This is a genomic window from Dyella marensis (assembly GCF_049532885.1).
In the GTDB taxonomy this organism is placed as follows: domain Bacteria; phylum Pseudomonadota; class Gammaproteobacteria; order Xanthomonadales; family Rhodanobacteraceae; genus Dyella_D; species Dyella_D marensis.
The window spans coordinates 1,195,234-1,215,667 of record NZ_CP064029.1 but is presented as its reverse complement, the minus strand read 5'-3'; the positions used below and the strand labels follow the sequence as shown (position 1 = coordinate 1,215,667).

Here is a 20,434-nt window from a genome sequence, read left to right as displayed (position 1 = left end):
TGCGATGCGTTGGGGTTCGCTGCGCTCACCCCAACCTACGCCGGCTTGTGGATTGGCGAGGTCTGGCGGCGGCCGCTAAGCTGCCCGCCATGACCGACCGCTCCGCCGCCCGCCTCGCCTGGGCCCGCTCCGTTCTCGACGATGCCACGCTCACGCTGGAATCGGCTTCCTCCGACGCCAGCTTCCGCAGCTACTGGCGCACGCACCATCAGGGCAGCAGCTGGATCGTGATGGACTCGCCGCCGGACCGCGAAGACCCGCGCCCCTGGCTGGCCATCGGCGAACGCCTCGCCGCCGCGGGACTGCATGTGCCGGCGGTGCGGGCGCAGGATCTGCAGCAGGGTTTCCTGCTGATCGAAGACCTCGGCCACCGGCTGTACCTGTCGGCCTTGAACGAGCGCAACGCCGACGCGCTGTACGGCGATGCGATGGATGCGCTGCTGCGGATGCAGACGCGCATGGACTACCGCGACCTGCCGCCGTTCGACCGCGAGGTGCTGGTGCGCGGCCTGGAAGTGATGCCGGAGTGGTTTCTCACCCGCCACCTGGGCCACACGCCCAGTGGCGAAGAGCGGAAGGTGTTGGAAGCGGCGTTCGAACTGATCGCCAGCAACGCGCTGGAGCAACCGCGCTGCTTCGTGCACCGCGATTACCATAGCCGCAACCTGCTCGTCGTCGAACGCAACAATCCCGGCGTGATCGACTTCCAGGGCGCACTCGCCGGCCCCGTCACCTACGACCTCGCCTCGCTGCTGCGCGACGCCTACATCGTGTGGCCGCGCGAACGCATCGAAGCCTGGGTGGAGTCGTACCGCCAGCGCCTGCTCGGCGCCGGGGTGATCGATGCGGGCGTGGACGCCGCGCGCTTCCTGCGCTGGTTCGACCTCACCGGCCTGCACCGCCACGTGCGCGTGCTCGGCCAGTTCTATCGGCTGTGGTATCGCGACGGCAAGCCGGGCTATCTCGCCGACGTGCCGACGGTCTATCGCTACGTCAGCACGGTGGCGCGCAGCTATCCGGAACTGGCGGACTTCGCCGCGCTGCTGGAACGCCACGCGGCCGGCCGCGACCTCACCCAGGTGGCCGCATGAGGCACGCGCTGATCTTTGCCGCCGGCCTGGGCGAGCGCATGCGCCCGCTTACCGACCGCACGCCCAAGCCCTTGCTCATGGCGGGTGGCAAGCCGCTGATCGTGTGGCACCTGGAAAAGCTCGCGGCGGTGGGCGTGCACTACGTGGTGATCAATACCTCGCATCTGGCGGACCAGTTCCCGGAGGCGCTGGGCGATGGTTCGCGCTGGGGCCTGCGCATCCGCTACGCCTACGAAGGCCCCACCCCGCTGGAAACCGGCGGCGGCATGCTCAATGCGCTGCCGCTGCTGGGGCCGGAACCGTTCATCGCGGTCAGCGCCGACATCTACTGCGATTACGACTACGCGAAGTTGCCATGGGAACCCGCCGGCCTCGCCCATCTGGTGATGGTGCCGAATCCGGATTGGCATGCCGCGGGCGACTTCGTGCTGCACGAAGGCCAGTTGCAGGAACAAGGCGCGGGCGAGCGGCTCACCTTCGGCAATATCGGCGTGTACCGGCCGCAATTCGTGCACGGCCATGCGCCCGGGCGCTTCAAGCTGCTGCCGCTGTACCAGCAGGCGATGCGCGATGGACAGCTCAGCGGCGAACGCTACGACGGTTTCTGGCGCAACCTGGGCAACCCGGCCCAGCTGGCGGAGCTGGACGCGCACTTGCGCCGCGGCTGAACCTGGCGTGCCCGCAAAATCCTGCCGAGCTTGGATGGCAGCGCCGCCCGGCGCTATTCTGTACTGACCGGTTCTGTAGCAAGTCCGCATTCCACCTGCAGGATCGTCCGTCTCTTCTTGCAAGGTTTCGCCGATGGCCGAACTCTGGTCCCGTCTCGTCGATTGGTTTGCCGGGCATGGCGTGCTCCCCGTGCTGCAGCTGCTGCATCTGCAGGGGCTGGCGGGCGACCCCAAGGACATCGCCGAATCGCTGCTGATCGCCACCTTGCAGCTGGGCATCATCGGCCTGATCTTCCGCCCGCTGGAAACCCTGCTGCCCGCCGAGCGCTGGGCCGACCGCAAGCTCACCCGCGTGGATTTCCAGTACACGCTGATGATGCTGGTCGGCATCTTCCCGGTCTTCAGCTTCCTGGTGCTGACGCCGATCGCCAATTACTTCGGCGGCCCGGACACCGGCCCCTCCGACGCCAGCGTCTCGCCACTCGCCATCACGCACTGGGTGCCGTGGCTGAAGCAGCATCCGTGGCTGCTGTTCGGCTGCTATTACGTGGCCTACGACTTCGTCTATTACTGGATGCACCGCCTGCAGCACGCCCTGCCCTGGTGGTGGGCACTGCACAGCATGCATCACAGCCAGCGCCAGATGAGCTGCTGGACCAACGACCGCGGCAGCCTGGTCGACGGCTTCCTGCAGTCGATGGTGCTGGCCACGGTCGGCATCGTGATGGGCGTGGAGCCGGACCAGTTCGCATGGCTGGTGCTGCTGGGCGAACTGGTGCAGAACTTCTCGCACGCGAACGTGCGCATCGGCTTCGGACCGGTGCTCGGGCGCGTGTTCGTCGATCCGAAATTCCACCGCTTGCACCATATGCTGGTGGATCCGGAACGCCCGGGCCTGCACAACTGCAACTTCGGCCAGGTGCTGTCGGTGTGGGACGTGCTGTTCGGCACCTCGCTCTACGGCATGGCGCCGCGGCCGACGGGCGTGGGCGACCCCACCGTCGATGCCGATAACGAGCACGGCCTGATCGGGCTGCACTGGGCCGCGTTCAAGCGGTTCTGGGGGGCGGTGCGGCGGCCGGCGGGATGGAGGCTGGGCGAGGTGGCGTTCGGGCCGGGGTATGAGCCGATACCGGTGGAACATCTGGATCTGCACCACATGGTGGCGCCGCCCTCCCCGCCACCGATCGTCATCGACGACAGCGTAGTGGCCAGTTCGAGTACGCCGGCGGCATGAACCGTTTTATTCGGCAGGCCTGACGCCGACCGTTGCACCAAAACAAAAGAGCCGCCGGTTCCCCGGCGGCTCTTTCTTTTCTACTTGCCACGGAGCCGAAGCTCCGTGGCCATCAGCCTTCATCAGAAGTCGTACGTCACACCGAAGCGGACATAACGCGGGGTCTGCGAGCTGATCGGACGCAGGTAGCTCGAGCTGGTCGAGATCGCGTAGACCTGCGTGGTGGTCTGCTTGTTCAGCACGTTGTAGACCATCACGTTGAAGCCCAGCTTCTTGTCCGCCCATTCCGGACGGTACTCGGCGCTGACGCTCAGCAGGTAGGTCCACGGGTTGCGGGTGGTGCCAGGCGACCACGGCTTGCCGTCGCAGAAGTGGTAGTACGGACCGTAGCCGAGACCCGGATTGGTCTCGTCCGCGCCGTACAGGCCAAGGCAGGTGCGCGGCGTGCCGGACAGGATCGCGAGGTTACCGGAAACCATCCACTCCGGAGCGATCTGATACGAGCCGTAGGCCTTGATCTGGTGACGGCGGTCGTTCGAGAGCGAGCCGTTGGCGTAGTCCATGACCTGGGCGTAGTCCCAGTCCACCGTCGCCGAGACGTCGGTCTGGCCGATATCCGAACGCACCTGGCCTTCCGAGTTGCCGAAGCTATGCGACCACACGTAGTCCACGCGGCCGTACCACTTGCCGTCGAACGGATGCTCCAGGAACAGGTTCAGGCCGTAGTACTTGCGCTTCATCGTGGTGTTGAAGCCGAAGTCCTTCTGCCAGTCCATCGGGACGCTGTAATAGCCGCCGGCGAGCTTCGGAATCAGGAAGGTCGCGCTCTTGCCCGGATTGATCAGGATGCTGCCCGGCACCTGGGTGGCGTCGTAGGTGGCCGGATCGATGCCCAGCTCGTTCATCTTGCGGATGATCGAAACGTTGTCGCCGATATCGTCGATCGCGTTGCGCAGCTTGCGGTAGGTGGCCTTGGCGCCGTAGACCCACGAGTCGCCCAGCTTCTTGTCGAAGCCGAGGATGAACTCGTCCTGGTACTCGGACTTCAGGTCACGCGCGGAAGCGACGTTCGGATCGCGCGGCTGGCCGTACTCGCCGTTGGCGGAGAACGGAGCGCCCGCGCCGCGGCTGGTGTCGATCGGGGTCAGGCCGGTCGGCACGCCGTTGGCGTCGATACCCGTGTAGGTGAAGTACTCGCGGGTGTACAGCGAGGAACCCGCCGAACGCAGGGCCACGCTGGTCGGCATCGCCAGGTAGTAGCGGCCGGCGTTGCCGTAGACCTTGAAGCTGGAGTCGCCGTAGACGTCCCAGCTGAAGCCCACGCGCGGAGCCCACTGCGGCTTGGTCAGGCGCAGGTAGGGCGCACCGGAAGCACCGAAGTTGGTGAACTGGTCGTTGCGCAGGCCGATCTTGACCAGCCAGCGGTCGTTGATCTGCCAGTCGTCCTGCAGGTACTGGGCGCGCTGCTGCACGCGGACCGACGCGTTGTCGTGGTAGCGGTAGCGGGCCACGTAGTAGCCGGTCTCTCCGCCCGGCTGCGAGCCGGTGTTGGCCACCCACGGCGAGTTGTGCCAGTCGGCACCCGGCTGAGCGGTACCCGGGCCACCGATGATGTAGGTGTCCGGATCGCCGTCCATGGTGTTGTATTCCCACGCATAGCCGAGGCCAGCGGCGGGGAATTCGGTACCGGCGTCGGTGTTGCGCACGTCCTGGTTGTCGATACCGCCGGTGATGGTGTGGTCACCGAGCTTGTAGGTCAGGTCGACGCGCAGGTTGGTGTTGGTGGTCTTGTGACCCGGCAGGTTGATCGTCGAAACCGTCTGGTTGTTCGTGATCGGATTGCCGCCCGTGATGTCCGGGTTCTGGTTTTCCGTGGTGAACAGGTACGGGTTGGTCGGATCGTAGCCCGGGGTGTTGGTGTAGTACTTGCCCTTCATCTTGCCGTACTGCACCGACAGGGTCAGGTCATCGGTGATGTAGCTGGTGAACTTGGTCGTGTACAGATCGAACGAGTTCTTGACCGACGTGTCGTAGCTGTTGAAGGAGCCTTCCTTCAGCGTGCCGTAGTCGAAGTTGTTCAGCGTGCCGTTGTACGACGTCTTGTTGGAGACGCCGGTCACTTCGAGGATGTTGCTGTCGGTGATGTTCCAGTCCAGCTTGCCGTACCACTTCGGGCTGTTGATCTTGCCGTGGTCGACGAACGGAGCGGTGTTCGGGCCGACGCCGGCAGCCGAGCTCAGGCTGGTGTTCTTGCCCTGCTCACGCTCGTATTCGGCGGCCAGGAAGAAGAACAGCTTGTCCTTGACCAGCGGACCGCCGACATAGGCGGAGTACGTGGTGGTCCAGGACTTGTTGTCGTTGCGGTACTGGCGGAGCTTGCCGTTCGAACCGTCCTTGTTGACGTAGTAGTAGTTCTTCGGGTCGCTCTCGAGCGAGGTCGGGGTCCACAGGACCTGGCCGCCGAAGTGCCACTCATTGGTGCCGCGCTTGCCGACCTGGCTGATCACGCCGCCGTCCGAACGGCCGTAAGCCGCGCCGTAGCCGCCGGTGAGGATTTCCTGCTGGTCGATCGCGCCGTAGGGCAGGCTCAGGCCGCCCAGGCCGCTCAGCGGGTCGGTGGTGTTGAAGCCGTTGATGTAGTACGCGTTCTCCGTCACCGACGAACCGCCGAACGAAACCAGCGGGCCGCCCATGTTGCCGGAGAAGTAGCTGCTGCCCTGGACCACGCCCGGGGCCAGCAGCGCGATCGCTTCGGCGCTGCGCGCGAGCGGCAGGCGAGCCAGCTGCTGGGAGGTGATCACCGTGCGCGAGTCGACGCCGGAGACGTCGATGGCCGGCAGCGCGTTGGCCGTCACCGTCACGGCGGACAGCGACGAGGCGTTGTTGGCCGAGGCGAACGAGACTTCCGTGGTCGAACCGACGGTCAGGGTGACGTCCTTGCGGGTGTCGACCGTGGAGCCGCCCTTCTGCAGGGTGACGGTGTAGGAACCGACCGGCAGGTTGGTGGCGCTGTAGCGGCCGCTGGCGTCGACCGTCACCTGGCGGTTCAGGCCGGTGGCGCTGGTGATCGTCACGGTGTCGCCGGCTTCAGCCTGACCGGTGATGTTGCCGGTGGTGGCCTGGCCGAACGCAACGCCGGACACGCCGGCCATGATCAGCGCAGCGGCAAGCGCCGTATGACGCAGATAGCCGCGATTCAAGGAACGAAAACTCATTTGGATCTCCCCGAAAACGCCCACGTGGGGTGTGGGCAAAATTGAGCAAAACCGCCCGCAATGCGGGCGATAGGCCAAAAGTTTGCAAAGACTGCGCCTGTAGGTAACTCCCCCTGCAGACTGCCCCTCTGCGTTCCCCTCTGCGGCGACGATTTCTTGCGGGCCTCCCGTGGCTGTAAGCAAGCTGTCGTCTGACTGTCGCATCAGGAACATCCCGAAAATAACGTCGACCGTTACATCAAGTCAACATTTACTTAATGAATCGCACAGCGCTGCGGTTTTCAAGCCATCGCCATTCCCCTCTTCCGCGCCCGAATCTGCGAACGCCGGAAATAGCGCCCGCAATACATTGAGCCGCTTCGCAATATCTTGCGCGGCAATGCGGCAAGTAATCGCGACTCAGCGATTAATCTCAATTGGGAATAGGCAATCGGGGATTAAGCCGCTAATCGAATGACCGCACTCAGCGCCAGTGCCGCGCATAAAAAAAGCCCGGCGCGAGGCCGGGCTTTCCGAGGATGCTGGCGCCATGCCTTACGGGCGCCGCGCCAGCTCCGGGTTCTCCCTGGTCTGCGGCATCAGGTCCTGCTTGGACACGCCCAGCCACAACAGGATCGGGCTGGCCACGAAGATGGACGAGAGCGTACCGACCAGGATGCCGATCAGCATGGTGATGGCGAAGCCCTGCACCACCGCGCCACCGATGAAGTACAGCGCGGCCATGGTGATGGCGGTGAACAGCGAGGTGATGATGGTCCGCGACAGCGTGCTGTTGATCGAGCGGTTCAGCACTTCCACCGGCTCGGCCTTGCGCGCCAGGCGGAACAGCTCGCGGATACGGTCGAACACCACCACCTTGTCGTTGATGGAGTAGCCGATCACCGCCAGCACCGAGGCCAGCACGGTCAGGTCGAACTCGCGGCCGGTGATCACCAGCACGCCCAGGGTCACCAGCACGTCGTGCACCTCGGTGGCCAGCGCAGCGATGGCGAAGCGCCGCTCGAAGCGCACCCACAGGTACAGGCCGATGCCCAGGATGACCAGGCCCGCGGCCATGGTGCCGTCGCTGCGCAGTTCGTCGCCGACCTGCGAGCTGACCGAGGAGCGGCTCTTGAGCTGGGCATCGGGACGCGCGGCCTGCAGCGCCCCGCTGACGACGGCCGAGACCTTGTCCAGGTTCACCTTGCCCTGGTCCAGCATGGCCGCGGTGGGCTGCATGCGGATCGAGACTTCCTTGGTGCCGCCCAGGCTCTGCACCACGGCGTGCTCCATGCCCGCCTTGGCCAGCGCCTCGCGCACGTCGGCCACGGCCACCGGCTGCTGGTAGCTGATCTCGGCGGAAATGCCGCCGGTGAAGTCCAGGCCGTAGTTGAGGCCGCGGGAAGCCAGCAGAGCGATCGACACCAGCATCAGCAGCACGGCGATGCCGATGCTGACCTTGCGCATGCCCAGGAAGTTGACGTTCGCGTTGTGGTTGAAGATTTCCATGATTGCCAGTTCCTCTTCAGACCGACAGCGTCTTGAGTTTGCGGTGGCCGTGGATCAGCAAGGTGATCGCATGGGTCAGGGTCACCGAGGTGAACATCGAGGTCAGGATGCCGATCAGCAGCGTCACGCCGAAGCCGCGGATCGGGCCGGAGCCCATCGTGGTCAGCGCCAGCGCGGCGATCAGGTGGGTGACGTTGGCGTCCAGAATGGTCGCCCAGGCCTTCTCGTAGCCGGCGCGGATCGCGGCGTGCGGCGAGGAACCGTTGCGCAACTCTTCGCGCACGCGTTCGCAGATCAGCACGTTGGCGTCGATCGCCATGCCCAGCGTCAGCACGATGCCGGCGATGCCCGGCATGGTCAGGGTCACCCCGACCAGCGACATCACCGCCACCAGGATCACCAGGTTGAAGAACAGCGCGATGTCGGCCACCAGGCCGAACAGCTTGTAGTAGATGGCCGCGGCCAGCAGCACCAGGCCCAGGCCGATCAGCACGGCCTTCATGCCCTTGGCGATGTTGTCCTGGCCCAGGCTCGGGCCGATCACGCGCTCCTCGACGATGTCGATCGGCGCGGCCAGCGAACCGCCCTTCAGCAGCAGGGCCAGCTCGGAAGCTTCCTTGGCGCTGCGCAGGCCGGTGGTCTGGAAGTTCTTGCCGAACACGCCGTTGACGGTGGCGTAGTTGATCACTTCCTCGGTGATCTTCGGCGTGCGCACTTCCTTGCCGTCCACCACCTTGGTCTCGACCACGCGCTCGACGTACACCACGCCCATCGGCTTGCCGACGTTGCTGGTGGTGAAGTCGAGCATCTTCTTGGCGCCGGCGGCATTGAGCGTGACCGACACCATCGGCGAGCCGCTGGTCTGGTCACTGCCCGAGGACGCATCGACCAGCTGGTCGCCGGTGACGATGATCTTCTTGCTCAGCAGCACCGGGTTGCCGCGGGTGTCCTTGTACAGGCGCGCGTCCGGCGGCACGCTGCCGGTGTTCTTGGCATCCACCGCCTGCTGCGGGGTGCCGTAGCCGGCGCGGTATTCCAGGGTGGCGGTGGCGCCGATCAGCTTCTTGGCCTCGGCGGTGTCCTGCACGCCGGCCAGCTCGACGATGATGCGGCTGTCGCCCTGCTGCTGGATGATCGGCTCGGACACGCCCAGCGCATTGATGCGGTTGCGCAGGGTGCCCAGGTTCTGGCGCACGGCGTTGAGCGACAGCTCGCGCAGCTTGTCCGGGCGCAGCACGGCGTTGAGCACGAAGCGGTCGCCGGTGACCTGGCCGTCCTGGGTGCTGAGGTCCGGGTATTCGGTGGCGATCGCATTGGCCGCCGCGGTGCGGTCGGCGGCGGAGCGCAGCACCACGGCCACGCCCTGGCCGCGCACGGCATTGCGGCTGACCGAGTCGTAGCGGATGTTCTTCTCGCGCAGCATGCTGCGGATGTCGTCGGCGTAGCGCGTTTCCTGCTTGTCGACCACGTCGTTCTGGTCCACTTCCATCAGGAAGTGCACGCCGCCCTGCAGGTCCAGGCCCAGCGGCATGGAGCGCGCATGGATCATGGACAGCCAGCCCGGCACGGTGGACTTGAGGTTGAAGGCCACGGTGTAGTCGTCGCCCAGCGCCGCCTTGATGGCGTCGCCGGCGCTCTTCTGCACGTCGGGGTTGCCGAAGCTCACCAGCAGGTGGTCGTTCTGCAGCTCCACGCTCTGGTAGGCGATGTTCTGCTGCTTCAGCGCGTACAGCGCCTTTTCCTGCAGCGCCTGGTTGACCACGCCGTTGCGGTTGGCCGTGACCTGCACCGCCGGCTGCGGCAGGAACGCGTTAGGCAACGCGTAGACGATGCCCAGCACCAAAACGATGGCGACCAGGAAAAATTTCCAGCGAGGAAAATCACTCATGCCTTGCATCCGTCAAAAGCCGCGGCACGGGGGCCGCGGCGGTAGCATCGTTCGCGTTGCGGCGAGGCCGTCCGCCCCCGCGGGACGGCCTGTGGCGGGACATCCCGCCGGATGACCTCAGGACGACTTCAGCGAGCCCTTCGGCAGCACCTGGGACACGGCGCCCTTCTGCACCTTGATCTTCACGTTCGGCGCGATCTCGAGGGTGATGAAGGACTCGTCCACCTCGTCCACGCGGCCGGCCAGGCCACCGTTGGTCACCACTTCGTCGCCCTTGGCCAGGGCCGTGACCATGGCGCGGTGCTCCTTCTGCCGCTTCATCTGCGGGCGGATCATCAGGAAGTAGAACACCACGAACAGCAGGATCAGCGGACCGAAGGTCATCAGCGGGTTCGGCGCCTGGGCACCGGCGGCCGGTGCTGCCTGGGCGATCAGGAAAGTGCTGGGAAAGTTCATCTTCTTGTCTCGTAAGTAGCGGTCCCGGCTGAAATTTCTGCCAGAGGCCTGAAAAAGATCGTGGATTATGCCATGCGCCCAGGCTCTCACGCACACGACCCGTTCCGCTGTGGAACTCTTCTCCCCTCCGGGGAGAAGATGCCGGCAGGCAGATGAGGGGCCGGGGCTCGCGATGGCGCCTCTTCAGAGCGGGCAAAAGCTTTTTAGTTCGTCGCGAACGTCAGCGCCCCGCTCCGACCGGCCCCTCACCCCAGCCCTCTCCCCGGAGGGGAGAGGGGGCAGGCCTGGCTCACCCCAACCTACGCCGCCATCAGGTGCTGCCGTTCGGCCGCGCCCGCTTCGCATAGAACTCCGCCACGAACTCCTCCAGCTTCCCGGCGGCGATCGCCTCGCGCAGTCCCGCCATCAGCCGCTGGTAATGCCGCAGGTTGTGCATGGTGGCGAGCTGGCTGGCCAGGATCTCGTTGCAGCGGTCCAGGTGGCGCAGGTAGGCGCGGCTGAAGCCGCCGGCGCAGGCGTAGCAGTCGCAGCCTTCCTCGATCACCCGCGTGTCCATCGCGTACTTGGCGTTGCGGATGCGCAGGGTGCCTTCGTCGGTGAACAGGAAGCCGTTGCGCGCGTTGCGGGTGGGCATCACGCAGTCGAACATGTCGATGCCGCGGCGCACCGCCTCGACGATGTCCTCCGGCCGGCCCACGCCCATCAGATAGCGCGGCTTGTCCTGCGGCAGCAGCGGCACGGTGAAGTCCAGGGTGTGGTTGCGCTCGGCCTCCGGCTCGCCCACCGCCAGGCCGCCCACCGCGTAGCCGTCGAAGCCGATGCCGACCAGGCCCTCGGCGGAGCGGCGGCGCAGGTTCTCGTACACGCTGCCCTGCACGATGCCGAACAGCGAGTTGGGGTTGCGCAGATCGTCGAAGGCGCGGCGCGAGCGCTCGGCCCAGCGCAGGCTCAGCTCCATCGAGGTGGACGCCACCTGCTCGGTGGCCGGATACGGCGTGCACTCATCGAAGATCATCGCCACGTCCGAATCCAGCGTCTTCTGGATGCGCATGGATTCCTCGGGCGAGAGGAACACTTTGGAACCATCCACCGGCGAGGCGAAGGTCACGCCCTCTTCGGTGATCTTGCGCTTGTGCGCCAGCGAGAACACCTGGAAGCCGCCGGAGTCGGTGAGGATGGGCTTGTCCCAGCCGATAAAGCGGTGCAGCCCGCCAAACTGCTCCACGATCTCCAGCCCCGGCCGCAGATACAGGTGAAAGGTGTTGCCCAGGATGATCTCGGCGCCGATCTCCACGATGTCGCGCGGCGTCATTGCCTTGACCGAGCCATAGGTGCCCACCGGCATGAAAGCCGGGGTTTCCACCGTGCCGCGGTCGAAAGTAAGCCGGCCACGCCGGGCCGCGCCGTCGGTGGCGGAGATGTCGAAACGGAGGGAAGTCATCGGCGGATTATGGCGGTTTTGGGCCTTGCCCGCGCGAAATACCGCCCGGCGTAGGTTGGGGTGAGCCGAAGGCGAACCCCAACGGGATGTCACATCCAGCGCCCATGTTGGGGTTCGCCTTTGGCTCACCCCAACCTACGTCAGCTGCGGGGCAGGATCATCATGGCGTCCCCATACGAGAAGAACCGATACCGCTGCGCCACCGCATGCCGGTACGCCTGCAGCACGAACTCCCGCCCCGCCAGCGCGGACACCAGCATCAGCAGGGTCGACTGCGGCAGGTGGAAGTTGGTGATCAGGCCGTCGATGCTGCTGAACCTGTAGCCGGGGAAGATGAAGATCTGCGTCTCGCCCGCGAACGGGCGCAGCTCGCCGTCGCGGCAGGCGCTCTCCAGCGCGCGCACCACGGTGGTGCCCACCGCGATCACCCGCCCGCCGCGCGCCCTGGTGCGGCGCACCTGCTCCACCAGCCCCGCGCCGACGTTGAGCCATTCGCGGTGCATCTGGTGGTCCTTGATGTCGTCCGCGCGCACCGGCTGGAAGGTGCCGGCGCCGACATGCAGGGTCACATAGCCGAACTCCACGCCCAGCTCGCGCAGCTGCGCCAGCATGGCCTCGTCGAAATGCAGGCCGGCGGTGGGCGCGGCCACCGCGCCGGGCTCGCGCGCGAACACCGTCTGGTAGCGCTCCAGGTCGCTGGCATCGGCATGGCGCTCGATATACGGCGGCAGCGGCATCTCGCCCAGGCGGCGCAGCAGGCGTTCCAGCGGCTCGGGCGATTCGAAGCGCAGGCGGAAGAACTGGCCGTCGCGGCCCAGCACCACCGCGTGGCTGCCGTCGGCCAGCTCGATGCGGCCGCCCTCTTTCGGCTTCTTGCTCACGCCCAGCTGGGCGATCGCCTCGTGCGCGCCGGTGACGCGCTCCAGCAAAATCTCCACTGCGCCGCCGCTTTCCTTGCGCCCGTACAGCCGCGCCGGCAGCACGCGGGTGTCGTTGAGGATCAGCAGGTCGCCCGCGCGCAGCAGCCCGGGCAGGTCGCGGAACATGCGGTCCTGCAGCGACTGCGCCTGGGTGTCCAGCAGCAGCAGGCGGCTGGCCGTGCGCTCCGGCAGCGGGGCCTGGGCGATCAGTTCGGGCGGCAGCTCGAAATCGAAATCTGACTTCTTCAACGGTGGGCTCGGCAGGGGCCGCGGGCGGCGGGAAACGCCGCATTATCCCGCAGCCCGGCCGCGCCGGCACGCTTCAGGCGGTTCGGGCCGCCTTTTTACGGCGGCGCACGATGGCAAAACTGGCGATGCCGATCAGCAGCACCAGGCCGCCGGCAAGCAACGGCACGTTATGCCGCAGCGCGCGCCTGGCCTTCACCACATAAAGATGCCGCTGCATCACCCGCGCGCTGGCGAAATCCGGCTCCGGGCAGCTTTCGCCGAAGTTCTCGGCCCAGGGCACGTACGGCCCCTGCTTCACGTAGCGGTCGTACAGCGCCTTGGCCTTGAGCAGCCGCTGCGGCACCACCGGCGGCGTGCCGTCGCCGTTATCGCCGTAGTCCGGCGGGCCTTCCAGCATCCAGCCGCTGGCCTTGCACAGCACTGCGGCGAAGGCTTGCGAGCGCGGCGGCAGCAGGTCGGCTGCAGTAGCCGCGCGGTCGGCGGCCAGATAGCGGTAGTGGAAGCGGCGGTCCGGCTTGGGCGCGGTGTCGGCGTAGCGCTGGCGCTCGCCGTCGGTGACGAAGGACTGCTTCAGATCGTCCGCGCTATGCCCGCTGCCGCCCTGGAAGCCGCCGCCCATGTCGTTGTAGTCCGGCCCCTGCTCATAGCCGAACAGCTCCATGCCCAGCTCGCGCTGGATCGCCGCCGCGCGGTAGCGCGCCTCGGCCTTGCCGATATCGGTCCAGGCGTGCTCGGCGTCGTGCAGGTCCTGGGCGAACTCGCGCGCCTTGGCGCGCAGGTCGTCCTTGCCGAAGCGCTCGTCGCCGCTGGCCGGGAGATAGTTCTGCGCTTCGTCGTAGCGGCCGGCCCGCATCAGGCGCCGCGCCAGCGTCCAGCGCAGGGTGTCGCCGAACGGCGCCGAGCCGGGGTAGTAGCTCGGCGCGGCGGAGCCCGCCTTGGCCGGGGCCGGCGGCGCCGACGCCGGCACGCGCGCGTCGACGAAGCTCTTCAGCTCGTCGATGGTGAGCACGCGCTCGGCCAGGTAAGTCACGTCGTTGCCGAAACCGATGCCGCTGGTTTCGTCGTCGGGATAGAACACGTTGCCGCTGCCGCCCACCGCGATCGCCGCGTCGTACAGCCGCCCCATCGCCTCGACGTATTCGCCGCGGGCCAGCGCCAGCACGCCCTGCTCGCCGACCAGCAGATGGGTGTTGTCCGGGTCGATGCTGGCCTTCGGGTCGTTCGCCTTGGGGAAAGCCTTCACCGCTTCGGCATAGGCCGCCGTCGCCGCGGCGAGGTCGCCCTTCTGCAACGCCAGCTTGGCGCGCACCCAGCTCGACAGCGGGCCGGGCGCCTTGTCGACCAGCTTGGCGGCGAGGTCGTAGCGGCCCGCGCGATAAGCCAGCGCGGCCAGGCGGTCGGCGCCTTCCACATGCTCCAGCCCGCGCTGCTCGATCGCCGCCACCAGCGCCACCAGGTTGGGATTGGGCTTGGTAGTCATGCTCTTGCCGTCGGCCGCTTCGCTGACCACGTCGTCGACGCGCGCCAGCGCATAGATCACCAGCAGGCGCTGCGAGAGCGGATGGTCGATCAGGGCGGCGGCGAGCGTGTCGTCGCGCAGCGCCGTATTGGCCAGGATCGACAGCGACTGCACGGCGCTGCCCGAGCCATGCCCGGCCTGCGCGGCATACAGCGTGATGGCGTGCTTCAGATCGTCCGGCGCAAGACGCACGCCGCAGTCGTTGTCCGGCCCCGCGATCTCGTTCCAGCCGCAGCGCTTGCCGTCGACGAACAGATGCAGGCGCGCTTCTTCGCCGAAGCTGGACAGCGCCAGCCCCTGCGTGTCGCTGCCGCCGTCCAGCGCACGCGCGCGCGCCTGCTGGAAGGCCTTGGCCGCGGCCTCGCGCTCGCGCTTGAACGCGGCGGCATCACCGGCCTGGTCGAGCGCGCGCTCGGCATGGATGCGGCCGAGCATGTAGGCCGCCCACACCGAGCGCAGCTTCGCCTGCTCCGGCGGCAGGGCCAGCACTTTTTCGAAACTGGCGACGGCCTGGTCCATCGCCGGGCCGCTGGACACCATGCAGTGCGCGGCGGCCGGCGGCGCGTCTTCGCTCGCCGCACCGTCGCCTTCGCAGGCGCTCTGCGCGATCTCGAAATCCTCGGCACCCGCGACGTACAGACGCAAGTCCTCCGGCAAGCCCTTGCCCTTCTCGTAAACCTCGGCGCCGCTCTGCAGCTGGCGCAGCTCAGCCAGCTGCTGCCACTGCGCCGGCGCCAGGCCCAGCCACCTGGCCATGGCCGCCGCGTCGTCGGCCTTGGGCGCCTCGCCCGGCTCGTCGCCCGGCAGCTTGTCGGTGGCCGGCAACAGGCTGGCCGCCTCGAAGGCGAAGCTGTTCTGCGGCGTGGCCTTCAGGGTGAGCTCGCGATGGTCCAGCAGCTGGCTGGGGAAATCCGGGCCGCAGGCCCATACCGTGGCGGCGGCGATGCCGGCGAGCAGGCCGGCGGCAATCCATTGGCGCTTGTACATCGGAACTCCGTCCCCTCAAGTAGACGGTGAATGATGCGGGGAAAGACGCCGCAGCGGAATAGCCGGATCAGGGCGCCAGCGTGGGTTGTTCCGAAACGCCGCCGCAGCGCGCCCAGCCGATCGCGCGCTGGTAATGCGCGCGCAGCCAGCCGTCGCGTTCGCGTCGCAAGAACGGGCGGCCGCCGCGGCGATCCAGCACGTAGCCGTTGACGCCGTCGGCGATGCTGCAGGCCGCCGGCAGCGCGATGCGCGCCGGCAGGCGCGCATCCACCTCGCCGTCATTGCGCAGCACGACGTCGGCCGCGCCCGGCGCGCCGCCGGGTTGGAAGAACACCGCCAGCATTTCCTTCAGCGGCGCGCCGGCCATCACCGCGTGCCAGGTGGGCAGGCTCCAGGCGCGCGCGTCCTGCACGGTGGGCAGGCGGAACCAGACGATGCCGGCCAGGCCCTTGGGCGGATCGCTGCGCAACCCCGCCAGCAGCTTCGCCACCTCCGCCGGCGCGGCGACCAGCTCGCTCGCTTCCATGCCGCCGGCAAGCAGCGGCGTTTCGCTTTCGATGGCGACGACGCGGCCGCTCTCGTCCCAGGCCACGCGCGAGCCGTAGGTGGGCAGCGCGACGCGGAACGGCTTGCGAGCGCGCGCAGCGTAGCGATCGATCCAGGCGCGGGCGAGCGCCGGATCGAACAGGCCGGCGCGGGGCGATTGCACGGCGTGGACTTGCAGCACCACTTCGTCGACTTGCGCCGTGACATGTTCCAGCTGATCGGAGGCGAGCCACGCAGGCAAGGCGGTGATCGACAACGGCGTGATGCCAAGCGCGTGCTTCAGTCGAGCGAGAAATTCCGCGTATGCAGGAAGGCGCGCCGTGCCGCAGTCGTGGTCGATCTCGATGCCGGCCAGCGGCACGCCATTCCACGCGGCGCGCAGCGCCAGCGTCTGCGCCAGCAGCTTGTCCGCATCCCACTGCGGCAGCTGCCCATCGATACGCACCACCAGCACCACCGGCCGCTGCGTTGCTGCGAGCGCGGCGCGATCGATCGTCACCGGCTGCAGCTCGCCGCGCGCATCGGTCTGCGCCGCGAGCACGCGCCATTCGCGAATGACGTCGGCCGATTGCGTCAGCGCAGAAGTGACGGCGGGATTCCATTGGCGTTGCCAGACGTAGGCGTCGTGCTGCAGCGGCGTGGACGGTTGGCAGGCAGCAAGCGCGCCAGCAAGCAAGGCTGCCATCAGCCAATGCCCTGCCCTTGTCCAATTCAAATGCATCGAACGCTCCTCACCATCCCAAAGGCACCCCACGCAGCAAGTGTGCGCACACCTTCCTACTCCGTCATTCCGGCGCAGGCCGGAATCCAGTAGCAGGGCGCCACATCGAGCGCCATGTCCCAAGGCATATTCTTATGCGCTTTTGCGACAACCGGACGTTGTCGTCACTGGATTCCGGCCTGCGCCGGAATGACGTCGCTATAAATCGGATTTGCCCTACAGACAACCCTAAGTTGCTCTGCTAGCGTGATTGCGTTGCCCGCGCAATGTTTTCGTCGCATCGCGGGCAACCATGGCAGCAATGTCGTGAGAGCGCGGGCCAAGGGTGCAGGAACACCCCTGACCCGCTAACCATTACCAACTTCTAGGGAGTCGATCATGGCTGTGCCAGATCATACGTCACTCGTACGCTCACCGGTCCCCCGGGCGACACATCCGCCGGCTAATCGGACTGTCCGCCGTCTTCGCGGACACGGTTGAAGAGCCGCGGCCTAAGAGTTTTCGCAGGTAATGATTCCTAGCCGTGAAACCCGGCGCGTTGCTTCGTGCAACGGCGAAAGCTGCTGAAGCCGCCATCCACTTCATCAATCAAGCCGTCCGGCGCCTGTGTTCCAGGTGGTCGGTAAACCTCGAGTCCGTATGGTCGCGGCACGCCGTGCTGTCCGGCGGCGTGCCGTTCTCGGGACGAGGGCGGCGCATGGCAAGGAGCTGCTTATGGATATCTTTGGCGAAGCGTGGCTCACACGCCACGTGGAATATTTTTCGGATCCGGAGGCGGGGCCGGATGCGTTGTTGAACGATGCGACCGAGTGGCTGCATTACGCGCATAACGCGCTTCGGTTATTGGCGGAACTGGTGGACGAACGCGGCAGTGTGAATACACAGCGCCTGCCGGTCATGCTGGAAAGCATCGCGACGTTTATCGAAATGGGCACGCGCTGCGCGACGCAGGCGCATCTGCGGATGCAGTGGCTGCAGATACGCAGCGAGGAACACGCGACCACCGACGATGATCGCGACGCTTCCTAGAACAAATCCAGCGACACCCTCTCAACCCCCTCTCCCCTCCGGGGAGAGGGTCGGGGTGAGGGGCCGGGCGGAGCGGTGAACTGAGGGGCGCGAAAACCCAAAGCTCTACATATCTTCGTAGAGGCGCCACCGCGAGCACCCGCCCCTCATCTGCCTGCCGGCATCTTCTCCCCGGAGGGGAGAAGAGTTCGGCCTCTGACGTTTACTCATCCTTTCACACACAACACCTGCCGCAACGTATGCACCACCTCCACCAGGTCGATCTGCGCGGCCATCACCGCGTCGATCGACTTGTATGCCGCCGGCGATTCGTCGAGCACGCCGGCGTCCTTGCGGCACTCCACGTGCGCGGTGGCCTCGCGGTGCTGGGCCAGCGTGATGCTCTGCTTGGCCATGCCGCGGCTCATCACGCGGCCGGCGCCGTGGCTGCAGCTGTGGAAGCTGTCCGCGTTGCCCTTGCCGCGCACGATGTAGCTCTTGCTGCCCATGCTGCCAGGGATGATGCCCAGCTCGCCCGCACGTGCGCTGACCGCGCCCTTGCGGGTGACCAGCAGCGATTCGCCGAAGTGCGTCTCGCGCTGCACGTAGTTGTGGTGGCAGTTCACCGCCTGCTTGTCGAGCTGGAACATCGGCAGGCGGTGGCGCAGTTCGTTCAGCACCCGCGCCATCATCGCTTCGCGGTTGTGGCGGGCGTAGTCCTGCGCCCAGGACACCGCTTCCACGTAATCGTCGAACAGCGGCTCGCCTTCCATGAAGAAGGCCAGGTCGCGGTCCGGCAGGTGGAAGCCCAGCACGCGATGCGCCAGCTGTTCGCGCGCCCGCTCGATAAAGTACGTACCGATCAGGTTGCCGGTGCCGCGCGAACCGGAGTGCAACATCACCCACACGCGCTCCTCTTCGTCCAGGCACAGCTCGATAAAGTGATTGCCGCCGCCCAGCGTACCCAGTTGCCGCTCGATCTTGTCGGTGCGGATCTTGCGATGCTTCGCCTTGATCAGCTCCAGCCGCTGCGCCAGCCCGGACTGCACCAGCCGCGTGCCGATGCCGTCCGGTATCCTGCGGTGCTCGCCATTGCCCACCGGCACGCCGCGCTCGATGCTCGAACGCAGCTGGGCCAGTCTCTCCGGCAAGTCCGCTGCGCGCAGCGTGGTCCGCACTGCGGCCATACCGCAGCCGATGTCCACGCCGACCGCGGCCGGAATGATGGCGCCGCGCGTCGGCACCACCGAGCCCACCGTGGCGCCCTTGCCCAGGTGCACGTCGGGCATCACCGCCACCCACGGGCCGACGAACGGCAGGGCCGCGATGTTGCGCAGCTGCGCGTGCGCCTGCGCTTCCAGCGGCACGCCGTCGACCCAGCCCTTGATCGGCTTGGCGCCTTCGGCGTGCAGTAATTGATATGAAGTTTCGCTACTCATGTTTGTCGTTCCTTAAGGGCCGCTGCGGCGATTCCTTCCGCCGCACCGGCTGTTTTACTCCTTGAGGGTCACCAGCTGTTTCAGCACGCCATCCAGGCCGCCGAACACGGTCAGCTTGTCGATCTTCTCGGTGACCTTCTCCAGCGCCTCCAGTTCTTTCAGGCGCATCAACACCGGGCTTTCCTCGATCAGCCTGGCGGTATTGAGCAGGGAACGCGTGGCGTTCGCCTCCTCGCGGCGGCGGATCACGTTGGCCTGGGCCGCCTTCTCCGCCTGCACCACGCTGTTGAGGATGTCCTTCATCTCGCCCGGCAGGATCACGTCCTTGATGCCGACGCCCAGCACTTCCACGCCCAGCTCGGCCACGCGGCTGTACACGTAGGCGAAGATGTCGGCGTCGAGCGAGGCCTTGTCGCCGAGCAGCTCGTCCAGCGTCTTGGACGACACCGCCTTGCGCAGCCCGTACTGCAGCTCGCGGTAGATGTAGTCGCCGTACTTGGCCACCTTGGTACGCGCGGCGACCGGGTCGGTCACGCGCAGGCTGGCGGCCAGGTTCACGCGCAGGCTCACCTTGTCGCGGGTCAGCAGTTCCTGGCCCGACACTTCCAGCGACTGCACGCGCAGCTCGATCACCTCGGCGGCCACGTTCTTCCGGAACTGCCAGAACGCGTAGCTGCCCGGCGCCAGCGTGCGTACCAGCTTGCCGTCCAGGAACAACAGGCCCGCCGATTCCGCCGGCACCTCCACCACCAGGGCGATTTTCGACAACACGCCGAGCTGGCGCAGGCGGTTGGCCACGTCGGCCGGAACCTCCAGCGTGCCGGCCAGCGGTAGCAGGCGCAGTTCCACCGGCACCAGCTCTTTCCAGTACAGCTTGCGGGTACCCGGCGCGAGCACGTCTTCCAGCTTGCCGTTCTTCAGCACCAGGCCGACCTGGTCCACGCCAACGTCGGCGATCAGGAAGCGCGGCGCCAGCCGCGTATCCATCCCCGCCATCAGCACCTCGGCGTCGCTGCCGGCGTATTCGGCCCGCGCCACGTTGTGCAGCACCACGGCTACACGGTTGAGCGGATCGAAATAGCGGTACAGGCCCGGGGCGAGCACGCGCTGCAGTCGACGGTTGCGGTACAGCAAACCGCGCTCGCCGTCGCCGACCACGATTTGCTTGATCCAGAACATGGGAATGACTCCTTTATCCCTTAATGCGGGCCGCCTTCGATTAATGCCTTTCGCACGGACGGACCGGGGCGCGCGAAAATCCTGTTTGATAATCCGCAGGGCGTAGAAACCCATCCCTCGCGGGATAATCGGCCACCAACCTTTTCATGGCCGAATTCATTCATAGGGTGGAAGCACCCCTGGCGCTGGCGACGCGGGACCGTCGCGCCTCCCTCGGGGCGACGGACACCGTCCGCGGCACGGCGAACCGGCCGCTTGCCGGCGGACGTCGGCCTGTGATCGGGACGACGGTCCGGCGTGGCTGGCGCTGCGGCGCCGATGGCTCATCGTCCTTGATGAAACCATCCGCGCCGCGCGGGGCGCTTCCTGGTGAGGGAGCTTG

The 20,434-nt window shown here is 66.7% G+C and carries 14 protein-coding genes; 4 read left to right on the top strand and 10 right to left on the bottom strand.

The features are described 5' to 3' along the window. The first annotated feature begins 89 nt into the window (after nucleotides 1-89). The 3 genes from ISN75_RS05235 (at nucleotide 90) to ISN75_RS05225 (ending at nucleotide 2,996) form a co-directional block, all read left to right on the top strand. Nucleotides 90-1,091: an aminoglycoside phosphotransferase family protein gene (locus tag ISN75_RS05235; RefSeq protein WP_423385130.1), complete on the top strand. Its 1,002-nt coding sequence runs from the start codon at nucleotides 90-92 to the stop codon at nucleotides 1,089-1,091. Then, the gene (murU, locus tag ISN75_RS05230; RefSeq protein WP_168649073.1) at nucleotides 1,088-1,759 is read left to right on the top strand and encodes an N-acetylmuramate alpha-1-phosphate uridylyltransferase MurU; all 672 of its coding nucleotides are present in this window, start codon (nucleotides 1,088-1,090) and stop codon (nucleotides 1,757-1,759) included. Before ISN75_RS05235 ends, murU begins: the two co-directional genes overlap by 4 nt. Before the next feature lie 133 nt (nucleotides 1,760-1,892). Then, complete coding sequence (locus ISN75_RS05225) at nucleotides 1,893-2,996, top strand: sterol desaturase family protein (protein ID WP_168649072.1); 1,104 nt, start codon at nucleotides 1,893-1,895, stop codon at nucleotides 2,994-2,996. Between the two features lie 122 nt (nucleotides 2,997-3,118). On the opposite strand, the gene ISN75_RS05220 is transcribed toward ISN75_RS05225, so the two are convergent. The 8 genes from ISN75_RS05220 to ISN75_RS05185 form a co-directional block, all read right to left on the bottom strand. Then, entirely contained in the window at nucleotides 3,119-6,211 is a 3,093-nt protein-coding gene (locus tag ISN75_RS05220) for a TonB-dependent receptor (RefSeq protein ID WP_343820805.1), read from the bottom strand. A gap of 534 nt (nucleotides 6,212-6,745) precedes the next feature. After that, complete coding sequence (gene secF / locus ISN75_RS05215) at nucleotides 6,746-7,699, bottom strand: protein translocase subunit SecF (RefSeq protein ID WP_167252170.1); 954 nt, start codon at nucleotides 7,697-7,699, stop codon at nucleotides 6,746-6,748. A 16-nt stretch (nucleotides 7,700-7,715) separates the two neighbouring features. Continuing rightward, on the bottom strand, nucleotides 7,716-9,587 hold the full coding sequence (gene secD, locus ISN75_RS05210; protein ID WP_167252171.1) for a protein translocase subunit SecD: 1,872 nt from the start codon (nucleotides 9,585-9,587) through the stop codon (nucleotides 7,716-7,718). Nucleotides 9,588-9,704: 117 nt separating this feature from the next. Continuing rightward, on the bottom strand, nucleotides 9,705-10,043 hold the full coding sequence (yajC, locus tag ISN75_RS05205; RefSeq protein ID WP_343820807.1) for a preprotein translocase subunit YajC: 339 nt from the start codon (nucleotides 10,041-10,043) through the stop codon (nucleotides 9,705-9,707). Nucleotides 10,044-10,353: 310 nt separating this feature from the next. Then, complete coding sequence (gene tgt / locus ISN75_RS05200) at nucleotides 10,354-11,484, bottom strand: tRNA guanosine(34) transglycosylase Tgt (RefSeq protein ID WP_343820809.1); 1,131 nt, start codon at nucleotides 11,482-11,484, stop codon at nucleotides 10,354-10,356. A 140-nt stretch (nucleotides 11,485-11,624) separates the two neighbouring features. Beyond that, nucleotides 11,625-12,653 carry a tRNA preQ1(34) S-adenosylmethionine ribosyltransferase-isomerase QueA gene (queA, locus tag ISN75_RS05195; RefSeq protein ID WP_168649068.1) on the bottom strand — a complete coding sequence of 343 codons (1,029 nt, stop codon included), beginning with the start codon at nucleotides 12,651-12,653 and terminating at the stop codon, nucleotides 11,625-11,627. Nucleotides 12,654-12,726: 73 nt separating this feature from the next. Continuing rightward, a complete protein-coding gene (locus ISN75_RS05190) occupies nucleotides 12,727-15,159 on the bottom strand; it encodes a hypothetical protein (protein WP_343820811.1) in 2,433 nt (810 codons plus the stop codon). A gap of 67 nt (nucleotides 15,160-15,226) precedes the next feature. After that, nucleotides 15,227-16,390, bottom strand: a complete 1,164-nt coding sequence (locus tag ISN75_RS05185) for a DUF3142 domain-containing protein (protein WP_343820813.1) — start codon at nucleotides 16,388-16,390, stop codon at nucleotides 15,227-15,229. A gap of 750 nt (nucleotides 16,391-17,140) precedes the next feature. On the opposite strand from ISN75_RS05185, the gene ISN75_RS05180 reads away from it, so the two are divergent. Then, nucleotides 17,141-17,455, top strand: a complete 315-nt coding sequence (locus tag ISN75_RS05180; protein ID WP_343820815.1) for a hypothetical protein — start codon at nucleotides 17,141-17,143, stop codon at nucleotides 17,453-17,455. A gap of 206 nt (nucleotides 17,456-17,661) precedes the next feature. Here ISN75_RS05180 and ISN75_RS05175 read toward each other — a convergent pair whose 3' ends face one another. Then, nucleotides 17,662-18,873, bottom strand: coding sequence for an RtcB family protein (locus ISN75_RS05175; protein ID WP_343820816.1), 1,212 nt, complete (start codon nucleotides 18,871-18,873; stop codon nucleotides 17,662-17,664). Nucleotides 18,874-18,927: 54 nt separating this feature from the next. Next, nucleotides 18,928-20,052 carry a slipin family protein gene (locus ISN75_RS05170; protein WP_343820818.1) on the bottom strand — a complete coding sequence of 375 codons (1,125 nt, stop codon included), beginning with the start codon at nucleotides 20,050-20,052 and terminating at the stop codon, nucleotides 18,928-18,930. Nucleotides 20,053-20,434: the final 382 nt, after the last annotated feature.